Annotated in this window: 8 protein-coding genes; 3 read left to right on the top strand and 5 right to left on the bottom strand. The window is 42.6% G+C overall.

Features of this window, described 5'->3' with window-relative positions:
• Window positions 1–41 precede the first annotated feature (41 nt).
• Window positions 42–3,854: an LPXTG cell wall anchor domain-containing protein gene (locus tag STRDD04_RS05485; protein ID WP_062200040.1), complete on the top strand. Its 3,813-nt coding sequence runs from the start codon at window positions 42–44 to the stop codon at window positions 3,852–3,854.
• 79 nt (window positions 3,855–3,933) lie between these two features.
• Here the strand turns inward: STRDD04_RS05485 and tpx are convergent, their stop codons facing one another.
• From tpx to STRDD04_RS05505, 4 genes are all read right to left on the bottom strand, one after another.
• The gene (tpx, locus tag STRDD04_RS05490; protein ID WP_062200042.1) at window positions 3,934–4,428 is read right to left on the bottom strand and encodes a thiol peroxidase; all 495 of its coding nucleotides are present in this window, start codon (window positions 4,426–4,428) and stop codon (window positions 3,934–3,936) included.
• A 152-nt stretch (window positions 4,429–4,580) separates the two neighbouring features.
• Window positions 4,581–5,510 carry a metal ABC transporter substrate-binding lipoprotein/adhesin SsaB gene (ssaB, locus tag STRDD04_RS05495; protein ID WP_062200044.1) on the bottom strand — a complete coding sequence of 310 codons (930 nt, stop codon included), beginning with the start codon at window positions 5,508–5,510 and terminating at the stop codon, window positions 4,581–4,583.
• A 17-nt stretch (window positions 5,511–5,527) separates the two neighbouring features.
• A complete protein-coding gene (locus STRDD04_RS05500; protein ID WP_037616192.1) occupies window positions 5,528–6,370 on the bottom strand; it encodes a metal ABC transporter permease in 843 nt (280 codons plus the stop codon).
• A 1-nt stretch (window position 6,371) separates the two neighbouring features.
• Window positions 6,372–7,091, bottom strand: a complete 720-nt coding sequence (locus tag STRDD04_RS05505; RefSeq protein ID WP_037616190.1) for a metal ABC transporter ATP-binding protein — start codon at window positions 7,089–7,091, stop codon at window positions 6,372–6,374.
• A gap of 146 nt (window positions 7,092–7,237) precedes the next feature.
• On the opposite strand from STRDD04_RS05505, the gene STRDD04_RS05510 reads away from it, so the two are divergent.
• Window positions 7,238–9,133 carry a M13 family metallopeptidase gene (locus tag STRDD04_RS05510; RefSeq protein WP_062200045.1) on the top strand — a complete coding sequence of 632 codons (1,896 nt, stop codon included), beginning with the start codon at window positions 7,238–7,240 and terminating at the stop codon, window positions 9,131–9,133.
• 78 nt (window positions 9,134–9,211) lie between these two features.
• Here the strand turns inward: STRDD04_RS05510 and STRDD04_RS05515 are convergent, their stop codons facing one another.
• A complete protein-coding gene (locus STRDD04_RS05515; protein ID WP_062200580.1) occupies window positions 9,212–9,910 on the bottom strand; it encodes an ion transporter in 699 nt (232 codons plus the stop codon).
• Window positions 9,911–10,097: 187 nt separating this feature from the next.
• Here STRDD04_RS05515 and leuS point away from each other — a divergent pair, with 187 nt between their 5' ends.
• Window positions 10,098–12,599 carry a leucine--tRNA ligase gene (gene leuS, locus STRDD04_RS05520; protein ID WP_062200582.1) on the top strand — a complete coding sequence of 834 codons (2,502 nt, stop codon included), beginning with the start codon at window positions 10,098–10,100 and terminating at the stop codon, window positions 12,597–12,599.
• Window positions 12,600–12,681: the final 82 nt, after the last annotated feature.

A 12,681-nucleotide genomic window follows, 5' to 3' on the forward strand; every position in this document is an offset into this window, starting at 1 on the left:
CAATAGTATTGGTATATCATAAAAATTTTAGGAGATTTAAGATGTCAAGAAAAAAACGTTTTAAACACGCAGCCAAAAAAGAAGCTAAATTGGAGAAATTAGCTCTGGCCGGTCTCGCAACTGTGACAGTCGGCATGGTGGGAACATCCCTTGTCCACGCTGATGATGCTGTACCAGCTCCATCAGCCGAGCTAGTGGATGGTCCAAAAGCCGGCGCAGCTGAATTGCCAGCCGAAAATCCTGCCAGCCCAGTGTCAGCAGACAGCGAGACGCCAGCAAGTGAACCAGCAGATGCAGCTGCTTCAACAACTCCATCTAGCGAAACTAATCAGCCGGTGGAGCCAGTATCAGAACCTAGCCAGCCCGCAGTGCCAGAAAAGAGTAAGCAAACAGCGTCAGGGGAAACGTCAGGAAATTCACCAAAGAAAGATCTTGTTGTTGAAACTGAAGAAGATATTCCTTCTATTAAAGATATCACCGTTGATAATCAAGATTTGAAATTAAATGAAAACGTAACGGTTAAAGTGAGCTTTAATGAATTTGTGCAACCTTTTATTTTAAAATCTATTTTTACAAATGTTGAAACTGGGGATAAGAAAGTTAGTACTCAGGTTGTTGAACGCCAGGCTATCTACGATTACAGCAACGTCAAGTATATTGATGAAAATGGGAAGCAAGTACCTAATCGCTATCCTAACGGTATTGGGGGTGGAAAAGGTGCAGCAGGTGGGTATGCAATAGATCCTAGTACACCGCCTGTTATCAAGGGCTATACCTACGAAGCTAGCATCCACAACTATTTTAATGAAGTTGGTAAATACAAGCTGGAATTAGAAGTGCTTAATTTGGAAAATAAGTCCATGCTTTTGGATGAAGATAGTCGTAAAAAAATTTCTAAGTTGCCAGAGTTTAAAGTCAGCGAAGGTCAGTTTGTTGAAGGTAACATCGTTGAGGTAAAGGTTAATAAAACCACAGTAGATCAGGATGAAAAATTCACTTATACTATCTATTTTGATAATACCGTCAATGTCAGTTATAATGTTCAGTTAAATCTCAAGACACAGATTAATGGTAATGAGTATACAACTTCAGCTTATCTTCAGAATGAAATACGAGAAGAAAAAGAAGGCGGATGGAACGAAATATTGACTGGACGTTCCTACGTCCGCTTTAATTTAGAATCCTCTGAAAAAGGGAAAGCCTCTTTCTCTCTTGAGCAAGAGAGTGGTTATTATAGAGAAGATTATGAAAATAATGCTTGGGTAGTGAAAAAAATACAGGACATTAGCCAAGCTAACCTTGATAAGCTTGCTCATCTTTCTCCAACGGTGGCTATCAGTGACAAAAGATATACTCCAGCTGAATTAGTTGGTGTGACTATTGTTTCCAAAGATGGGAAGAAAAAGATTTTAGATCAGGCTGGTTTTTATGATGATCTAGTGAGTGATGAGAGTGGTAAATATGTATTTATTACTTATGTGCCATTGGTAAAAGTCAATGTTGGTGATAAGATTATTTACACCTATAAGATTAAAGAGGATTTTATTGGTGGTTTTCTATCACAAAATCTTATACGTAGAGGGTCAGGTAAAGATCTTCAAACTGTTATTCGGAATGGTGTGGAGAAGGTTAAGGATTATACGGTAAATGACCACAGTAATCTAAGTCGTTCTAAAGAAGTAAATCAAACTACCGAAACGATAGAATATGAAGTCACAGCAAACATGTCTGGACTCTATCAACTAAATAATTATCCTTGGCCCCACATTAATAAGAATGGTAAAGATTACTCTATTTTAGCTAACTATGCTCACATTTTCCAAGTTATCAACCCTAACTATGTTGAACCTAGACTTGTTATTAGTAAGCAACCAACAATTGTTTATCAAGGACAATCAAAATTTATCTCAGCTAGTCTTGAGAATGTGCCTGTAGAGCAAGTAGAAACTTTTCAGCTAACATATCAAAATGATAAAAATGAAAAGCAAGACGTTTCTTTTTCTCCAAGTAAAAAGTATGTTTATGACGAAATCACTAAAAAAGTAGAGGAATATTATGAAGGTGGTTATAACAGCAATACTATTGTTTATTATGGCGAAGATGAAAAATATCTTGGAACTTATCGCCTGGTAAAAGTACAAGTGTCCTATAAAGATGGGACCTCTCTCAGTCTAGATGAGTTGCCGGAATCAGTCATCACATTTAGCAATGCTAAAAAATCATTAAATAATGTTCTCCTGTCTGGTGATGATGTAGCTAGAGTGAGTGGCATTTCTAGAGACGGTGTCTATTCATCGTTGGGACGCCTACCGAAAGAGTTATTGAATCGAAATCTTAATATAGAAAAGATTATTCCAATAGATAAGAGCGGAAATATTGTTAATGTAGTAAATGCTGAAGTTAGAATCGACAACAGTAGTTTTGTTTCAAATAATGAGGGCGTTGAATACTTCTATTACTTGCCGCTTACTGGCACTCTCACTAAATTATCACCTGTGAAAGTAGAGGATGAGTTTATTGTCACAGGAGTATCTGATTTTTCTGGCGTCTTTGTCAAGGCTTATCCAATAAAATCCACGGACAAAGGTTCGGCTAATTATAAGGTTGTGACAAATGAAGATACTACTATTCAAGTTGCTTTGATAAATGCTGATGTCCAGACTATTACTGCCATTAAAACAGCCATTGTAACAGATAATGAAACCTTGGCAAAATTGCCAGCAACTCACCAACCGGCTAACGTTGATTTGTATGATATTAAGACTGTTGATAAGAATGGTCAGTTCAAACAGATTTCTGGTGAAGCAACTGTGACATTACCTGTTGATCCAAGCCGTAAAGTGACTAAGATTTTCTACTTCTTGCCAGAAACTGGTGCTGTAGAGGAACTTCCATTCGAATGGAATCAACAGTTCAATCAAGTTACATTTAAAGTAACTCACTTTTCACAATACGGAATCCAATATGAAAAAGATGATGTAAGATCATCTAAGAGTTATGATTCCAATACTAAACATGAGGAACTTCAAAAAGCATGGGATGGATTAAAAGACGTCTTAACGAAAGCAAATCAGCTTGATACTAAAAAGTATACTGCTGAATCTTATGATAAAGTTTATGAAACTGAACTTGCTTCAGGAGGCAAGCGCAAAGGAAATCTTTCTAGTTATCTTAAAGACTATGGCTCATTGTTAGCAAATCAGTCTACTACAGTAGATACCAATCTTGCTAGTGATAAGTTAGTGGAAACTATTCTTATTTATAGAGCAGATACACAAAATCTAAATAAGGCTTTAGTAGGCTTGATTAAATCACAGGAGAAACCAACTACTCCAGTTTCTCCAACTAATCCTGAACAGCCAATCACTCCGAAACAAAAAGTTTATATTACATATAAGGATAAGACTACTGGTAAGGAAATTATTCCTGTAGAGACTTATATAAACGGAGAAGCTCCAACAGTTCCTAAAGTAATTGGGGGATATGTTTATGTGAATAGTTTGAAGGGGAAAATCAGTGTTGACAAAGGTGCTAGTGGTGATGTTATTATAACGCACTATTACACCTTGATCACTCCACCAAAACCAACGGATAGTACACAACCGACTAAACCGTCAGATAAGCCAGTCACAACTATTGATAATAAACCGACGGCTAAGCCGGTGCAAACGGTTGAGCATAAAGCTGTGACACAGCCAGTGGCCAACAGCGTCCGTGCTCATCGCATTGCACCAGTCGGCCAAGCAAAAAGCTTGCCTGAAACGGGTGAAAAGAATGTGGCAGTTCTGACTCTTGCGGGAGTTGCAGCAGCAATTTCTGGCTTTGTTGGATTATTGAAAAAACGGAAAAATTAATTCCACGATTCGTCAGAGAAGTTCTAACTGGAACTTCTCTTTTTACAATAAAAAGCGCAAAGAATTTCGCGCTTTTCGACTATCCTAAGCTTTTAACTGCTGCAATGGCTGCCTCGAAGTCTGGCTCGGTGTTGATGTTGTCCACATACTCAGCGTAGGTTACAGTGTTGTTTTCGTCCAGAACTAGAACTGCACGGGCTAAAAGGTGCCATTCATTGATGAGGACAGCGTAGTCGCGGCCGAAAGAATGATCGAAGTAGTCAGACAGCATGACAGCATTTTCAATGCCTTCCGCAGCACACCACTTGCTTTGGGCAAAAGGCAGATCAACTGAAACCGTGATGACAACGGTATTATCCAAGTCAGAGAGTTCTTGGTTGAAACGGCGAGTCTGAGTCGAGCAGACACCAGTATCGATAGATGGGATGATGCTCAGGACTTTCTTTTTACCAGCAAAGTCAGCCAGGGTTTTCTTTGAAAGGTCGGTTGCTGTCAGGCTAAAATCGCGGGCTGTGTCGCCGACTTGCAGTTGCTTTCCAGTAAAGGTTACAGGATTTCCGAGAAAAGTTGTCATAGGAAGTCTCCATTCGTGTTTAATAGCTTCATTGTACTGCGAATGGCGATTTTTTTCGAATAATTTGACCGGAAATTTGAGAGCGTCTCCATTTGAAGCTCAGTCTCTATAAATAAAGAGGTTAGGATCTTGTCTTCCTAACCTCTCATGTATTATTTTGCCAATCCTTCGGAAATTTTATCCAGATTGTACTTCATCATGCTGTAGTAGCTGTCGCCTTCTTCTCCTTCTTCCGCAACAGAGTCAGTAAAGATTTTGGCGTAGATTGGGATATTGGTGTCTTTAGAAACGGTCTTCATCGGACGCTCGTCAACACTTGATTCCACAAAGAGAGATGGGACTTTCGTCTTACGCAGTTTTTCAACCAAGGTTTTAATTTGGTCTGGGGTACCTTCTTCTTCAGTGTTGATTTCCCAGATGTAGGCTGATGGTACATTGTAGGCCTTGGAGAAGTACTTGAAGCAGCCTTCGCTGGTCACAATCATTTTCTTTTCTTCTGGGATATTGTTGAATTTTTCTTTGGCTTCCTTGTCCAAAGCGGTCAGTTTTTTTACATAAGCTTTGAGGTTTTTCTCGTACGTGTCCTTGTTGTCAGGGTCTTTTTCAATCAAGCGCTTGGCAATGTTTTGCGCATAGATGATGCCATTTTCTAAGTTGAGCCAAGCATGGGGGTCTTCTTTGCCCTTTTCACTTTGGCCTTCAAGGTAAATCACTTCAACGCCATCACTGACTGCATAGTAGTCCTTGTTTTCTTCTTTGTTGGCATTTTTGACCAACTTGGTAAACCAAGCATTGCCGCCGGTTTCTAGGTTGATACCATTGTAAAAGATAAGATCAGCTTGAGAGGTCTTTTTGACATCTTCAGGCAGGGGTTCGTATTCGTGCGGGTCTTTGCCGACTGGTACAATGCTGTGCAGGTCAATCTTATCGCCGGCGATATTTTTAGTAATATCCGCAATGATCGAATTAGTTGCGACGACCTTGAGCTTGGAAGAGTCACTGGACGAATTCTTCTGACCGGAACAGGCAAAGAGGCCGATGGCCGTTAGGAAAATCAAAGCGAGAAAAGTCAATTTTTTCATAAAAAACTCCTTAGAATTTATTGTGTTTTATTTTTTATCTTCAAATAGCGCTGCTTGGGCGCAATAAAGAAGGAAATAACAAAGATGAGAGCAGAGGTCAGGACAATACTGGATCCTGCTGCGACATTGAAAGTATAGCCGATAAAGAGGCCCAGGACAGAAGCCAGCGCTCCCAGACAGGAGGATAGTACAATCATGGTCTTGAGGCTCTTGGCATAGAGATAGGCAGTGGCCGCTGGTGTAATCAAGAGAGCCACAATCAGAATGGTGCCCACGCTCTGCATGGCCGTCACAGCCACCAAAGTCAAGAGAATCATCAGCAGATAGTGGTAGAAGTTGACTGGCATACCCATCGATTGAGCCAGAATTGGATCAAAAGAAGTCAGTAGCAATTGTCTGAAAAAGATAGCTATGACCAAGAGTACCAAAATTCCAACACCAATACTAATCCACATATCTATATCTTGAACCGCCAAGATATTCCCGAAAAGAATATGGAAAAGGTCGGTCGAGCTATTGGCGACGCCTATCAGAATGACCCCTAGCGCTAGGAAGGAGGAGAAGGTGATGCCGATAGCCGTATCGCTCTTGATGATAGAATTGCCCTTGATATAGGTAATGATGACCGAAGCGAGCAGACCAAAAGTGATAGCACCGATAAAGAAGTTAATCCCTAAAATATAGGATAGGGCTACGCCAGGCAGCACCGCGTGGGAAATGGCATCTCCCATCAGGGACATACCCCGCAGAATGATAAAGCAGCCGACGGCGCCAGCGACAATCCCGATAACAATGGCTGTGATCAGGGCATTTTGCAGGAAGTGGAAGTCCTGCAAGCCGTGGATAAATTCTTGAATCATCTTATTGGCCTCCCTTCATAAACAGTTGAGAACCATAAGCTTTTTCCATGTTAGTCTGATTAAAGGTGGTTTCCGTTGGACCAAAGGCCACGAGCTCTCTATTAAGCAAGAGAATCTGGTCGAAATAGGTCGTCACCTTGCTTAGGTCATGGTGGATAATCAAGATGGTCTTGCCCTGGTCTTTCAGTTTCCGCAGGGTGGACATAATAATCTCTTCACTGACGGTGTCAATGCCGACAAAGGGTTCATCCAGAAAGATATAGTCGGCTTTCTGGACTAGGCATCTCGCAATCAGAACCCGCTGGAACTGCCCACCTGACAGCTGGCTGATCTGGCGCTCGGCAAATTCTTCCAGACCGACGACTTTGAGAGCCTGAGTGACTTTTTGCCAATCGCTCTTTTTAAGTCGTTGGAAGAGTTTGATTGTCGGATAAAGTCCTAAAGAAACGCATTCCTTGACTTTGATAGGGAAATTGTAATCGATTTGTGCTTTTTGCTCGACATAGGCAATACGGGCTAGCTGCTGATTTAGGGGTTCTTCGTTAAGATAGGTCTGGCCCTCATGGTCAATAATGCCCAGCATGGCCTTGATCAGGGTAGACTTACCTGCCCCATTTGGTCCCAAAATACCAGTGATAGTAGGACCTTTTATATTTAAAGATAGAGATTGGAGTGCTAGAGTATCTTGATAGCTGACACTTAGATTTTCAATTCGAATCATTTCTTTCACCTCCACAATATTAATATAACTTAAAAATAATGTTAAGTCAAGTTAATTTATAGAAAATTTAATTTAATTCACGAAAGATTTGAAAATATATCCTAATTTTGATAAGGTTATATTAAAAGCATGAAAGCGAGAACATAATGACACGTTTACAAGATGATTTTTATGACTATGTTAACGGGAAATGGGCTGAGACAGCAGTTATTCCCGATGATAAGCCAATGACTGGCGGGTTTATGGATTTGGATCAGGATATTGAAAAACTGATGCTGGAAACGACAGATAAATGGCTCAAAGGTCAGGAACTTCCGGATGATCCTATTTTGCAGAACTTTGTCAAGTATCACCGTCTGGTAGCTGATTTTGAGGCGCGTGAGAAGGCTGGTGTAGCACCTGCTATGCCACTTGTGGAAGAGTATAAAGCGCTGAGCTCTTTTGCGGAATTTGCAGGCAAGAGTGCGGAGTATATGCTAGCTGGCAAACCGAATTTTTTACGATTTGATGTTGCTCCAGACTTTATGAATGCTCAAATGAATGTTCTCTGGGCAGATGCGCCTGGCATCATTCTGCCAGATACGACCTACTATGAAGAAGGAAATGAAAAAGGGCCGGAACTTCTGGCCGCCTGGCGCAAGATGCAGGAAGAACTTCTACCTAAATTTGGCTTTTCAGCAGAGGAAACGAAGGATATTTTGGATAAGTATTTGGAATTAGATGCCAAGCTAGCCAAGTATGTCCTATCAAATGAAGAAATGTCAGAATATGCCAAACTTTATCATCCTTATGACTGGGCTGATTTTGTTGAGCTGACGCCAGAACTGCCTTTGAACGCTATCTTTACACAGATTCTAGGTCAGTTGCCAGACAAAGTCATTGTACCTCAGGAGCGCTTCTGGAAAGAATTTGCAGCAGAATACTATTCTGAAAAGAACTGGCCTGCTATCCATGCGGGGTTGAAATTATCGGCGGCTGGTGCTTGGACATCCTATCTGACTGAGGAACTCCGTGTCCTGTCTGGTAGCTATGCTCGGACCATCTCAGGTGTGCCGGAGCCACGGCCGAAAGAGAAAGCAGCCTTGACACTAGCTCAAGGACCATATAATCAAGCTCTCGGTCTTTGGTATGCTGGTCAGAAATTTTCCCCTGAAGCAAAAGCAGATGTAGAGCATAAAGTGGCCGCCATGATTGAGGTTTATAAGTTGCGTTTGACGACAGCAGACTGGCTGGCTAAGGTGACACGCGATAAGGCTATCGTTAAGCTCAATGTCATCACGCCACATATCGGCTATCCAGAAAAATTGCCAGAAACTTATGCGAAAAAAGTAATTGATGAAAAATTGAGCTTGGTGGAGAATGCTCGAAACTTAGCAAAAATTTCCATTGCGCATACGTGGAGCAAGTGGAATCAGGAAGTGGATCGCAGTGAGTGGCACATGCCGGCCCATCTGGTCAACGCCTACTATGACCCGCAGCAAAATCAGATTGTTTTTCCAGCAGCCATTCTCCAAGCGCCGTTTTATGATTTGCATCAATCCTCATCAGCTAACTACGGTGGAATCGGTGCGGTGATTGCCCATGAAATTTCTCATGCCTTTGATTCAAATGGAGCTTCATTTGACGAACACGGAAGTCTGAAGGACTGGTGGAAACCAGAAGACTATGAGGCTTTCACAGAACGGACGCAAAAGGTTATCGACCAGTTCGAAGGTCAGGATTCTTACGGAGCCAAAGTTAATGGCAAGCTGACCGTATCTGAAAATATCGCCGACCTAGGTGGTATTGCCGCAGCTTTAGAGGCAGCTAAGAAGGAAACGGATTTCTCTGCTGAGGAATTCTTTACTAACTTTGCCCGCATCTGGCGGATGAAAGCACGGCCGGAGTTCATGCAGATGTTGGCTAGTGTGGATGTTCATGCCCCAGCCAAGCTCCGGACCAATGTCCAGCTGCCCAACTTTGATGACTTCTTTACGACCTTTGATGTCAAAGAAGGCGACGGTATGTGGCGGAGTCCAGAAGAGCGGGTTGTGATTTGGTAAAATTCTTTAAGAATCAACCTGATAATTCATTAAAAAACCTGTTCAGGAACGGCTTAAACGGCCTTCCCGAACAGGTTTTTATAGTTCTTTGATTTCTTTCATATAGCCGGCCGTGATGATACCAGCGGGCAGAGCCACAATGGCGATTCCTAAAAAGGAGGAAATCATAGTAATAATTTTTCCAGTCGTTGAAACTGCGTAAATATCACCATAGCCAACAGTCGTTAAGGAGATGGTTGCCCAGTAGAGGGCGTCAAAAAAGTTAGGGAAGGTGCTGGGCTCTACATTAAACATGATAAGGGCAGAAATAAAGATATAGCTAAGCGCTAAAATTCCTACAATAATCAGATTGTCTTTCTGTTTTTTTAAGACGTTGGTCATGATCTGGATGTTCTTAGAATAACGGAAAAATTTAAAAATACGCAAAGTACGAAGCATCCGCAAAATCTTAAAAAGTCGCAGGCTGTTATTTAATAAAAAGAGGGACGGCAGAATACAGAGTAAATCCGCTAAGGCCAGAAAAGTAAAAGGATAAAGCAGAAAAGAAATTTTTCCTTTTTGCAATTTATAATCCGCGGTTACAAGCCGAAGTATGTAGTCAATAATAAAAATAATCGTTGACACAATATCAATCCACATGAAGATTCCTGAGTGACTTTTGCTAGTCAGTGGGATTAAGCTGCTGAGGATGACAAAGATCATAAAAATATCATAGGCTTCTTCAATAAAACTTTCCTGTTGATGGGGCTCAATAATCTGAAACAAAGTCTTTCTCATCTTCATACCTCTTCCTTTTTAACTTGATTTTAAATTTATTCTATCGGTTTTTGAGGATAAGTCAAGGTAAATTATCAAAGATTTTATCAATTCCCTTTCTTCGGCGCCTTTCAAAATCCCTTGAAAATGGTATAATAGATAGAAACGTGGCTAGAACACGGAAAAGATCGTTGGAGAGTAAATGATTATGGCAACTTACAATCACAAAGAAATCGAGCCTAAGTGGCAGAAATACTGGGCTGAGCATCACACATTCAAGACAGGTACGGACAAGGACAAGCCTAACTTTTATGCGCTGGACATGTTTCCTTACCCATCAGGAGCGGGGCTCCATGTAGGACATCCTGAGGGCTACACGGCGACAGATATCCTCAGCCGCTACAAGCGGGCTCAGGGCTATAATGTCCTTCACCCAATGGGCTGGGATGCCTTTGGTCTGCCAGCTGAGCAATACGCTATGGATACAGGGAATGACCCAGCTGACTTTACAGCAGAAAACATTGCTAACTTCAAACGCCAAATCAATGCGCTTGGTTTTTCTTACGACTGGGATCGGGAGGTCAATACAACAGATCCTAACTACTACAAGTGGACCCAGTGGATTTTCACCAAGCTTTATGAAAAAGGTCTGGCTTATGAAGCTAAGGTGCCAGTAAACTGGGTGGAAGAGCTGGGAACGGCTATTGCCAATGAGGAAGTTCTGCCAGACGGAACATCTGAGCGCGGTGGCTATCCAGTTGTCCGCAAACCAATGCGCCAATGGATGCTGAAAATCACAGCCTATGCAGAGCGTTTACTCAATGACTTGGAGGAGCTGGACTGGCCAGAATCTATCAAGGATATGCAGCGCAACTGGATTGGCAAGTCAACCGGTGCCAATGTAACCTTCAAGATTAAGGACACAGACAGGGACTTCACAGTCTTTACGACTCGTCCGGACACCCTTTTTGGTGCGACCTATGCTGTTTTGGCTCCGGAGCATGCTCTCGTCGATGCCATTACAAGTGCAGAACAAGCCCAAGCAGTTGCAGACTACAAACACGCTGCCAGCCTCAAATCCGACCTTGCTCGGACTGATTTGGCTAAGGAGAAGACTGGTGTCTGGACAGGAGCTTATGCCATCAATCCTGTCAATGGCAAGGAAATCCCAATCTGGATTGCCGACTATGTACTTGCTAGCTATGGAACTGGTGCCATCATGGCTGTTCCTGCACACGACGAGCGCGACTGGGAGTTTGCTAAGCAGTTTGATTTAGAGATTATTCCGGTTCTAGAGGGTGGCAATGTTGCTGACGCTGCTTATACAGAGGACGGTCCGCATATTAACTCTGGCTTCCTAAATGGCTTGGACAAGGCTACCGCGATTGACAAGATGGTTGCTTGGCTGGAAGCAGAAGGTGTCGGAAATGAAAAAGTCACCTATCGACTGCGCGACTGGCTCTTTAGCCGTCAGCGCTACTGGGGTGAGCCAATTCCCATCATTCATTGGGAAGATGGCACTTCAACGGCTGTTCCTGAAAATGAACTTCCACTTGTCCTGCCTGTAACCAAGGATATCCGTCCTTCTGGTACCGGTGAAAGCCCTCTAGCCAATCTGACTGACTGGCTGGAAGTGACTCGGGAAGATGGTGTCAAAGGACGCCGCGAAACCAATACCATGCCTCAATGGGCAGGTTCCAGCTGGTATTACCTGCGTTATATTGACCCGCACAACAATGAGAAATTAGCAGACGAAGAGCTGCTCAAGGCTTGGCTTCCAGTTGACATTTATATCGGTGGCGCAGAGCATGCGGTGCTCCACCTCCTCTACGCTCGCTTCTGGCATAAATTCCTCTATGATATCGGAGTGGTTCCGACCAAAGAGCCTTTCCAAAAACTCTTTAACCAAGGAATGATCTTGGGGACTAGCTACCGTGACAGCCGCGGTGCTCTAGTGGCGACTGATAAGGTGGAAAAACGCGATGGTTCTTTCTTCAACATCGAAACTGGAGAAGAACTGGAGCAAGCGCCTGCTAAGATGTCTAAATCCTTGAAAAATGTAGTCAATCCAGACGATGTGGTGGAGCAATATGGTGCCGATACACTGCGTGTCTATGAAATGTTCATGGGGCCGCTGGATGCATCCATCGCTTGGAGCGAGGAAGGGTTAGAAGGCAGCCGTAAGTTTCTGGATCGGGTTTATCGACTACTTAATTCTAAGGAGCTTGTCTCTGAAAATAGCGGAGCCTTGGATAAGGTCTACCATGAAACAGTCAAGGCTGTCACAGAGCAGATTGAGGAGCTCAAGTTTAACACAGCCATTGCCCAGCTCATGATCTTTGTCAACGCAGCCAACAAGGAAGAAAAGCTCTATGTCGAATACGCTAAAGGCTTTGTTCAACTATTGGCGCCCTTTGCACCGCACTTGGCTGAAGAACTCTGGCAGGCAGTAGCTCAAACAGACGAGAGCATCTCCCATGTAGCTTGGCCAACTTATGATGAAAGCAAACTGGTTGAAGCAGAAGTCGAAATCGTAGTCCAAATCAAGGGTAAGGTTCGTGCTAAGTTAGTCGTAGCCAAGGATCTGAGCCGTGAGGAACTGCAAGAAATCGCTCTGGCAGATGAGAAAATTAAATCTGAAATTGCCGGAAAAGAAGTCGTGAAAGTGATTAGTGTGCTAAATAAACTAGTTAATATCGTGGTGAAATAATCAGTTTGTTTGTTGCATTTGCAGGGACATAGTCAAGTACAATATTGGGCTTGAGAATGCTCTTACTACTAAATATAAAAGA

The sequence above is a fragment of the Streptococcus sp. DD04 genome (genome assembly GCF_001578725.1).
In the GTDB taxonomy this organism is placed as follows: Bacteria; Bacillota; Bacilli; order Lactobacillales; family Streptococcaceae; genus Streptococcus; species Streptococcus sinensis.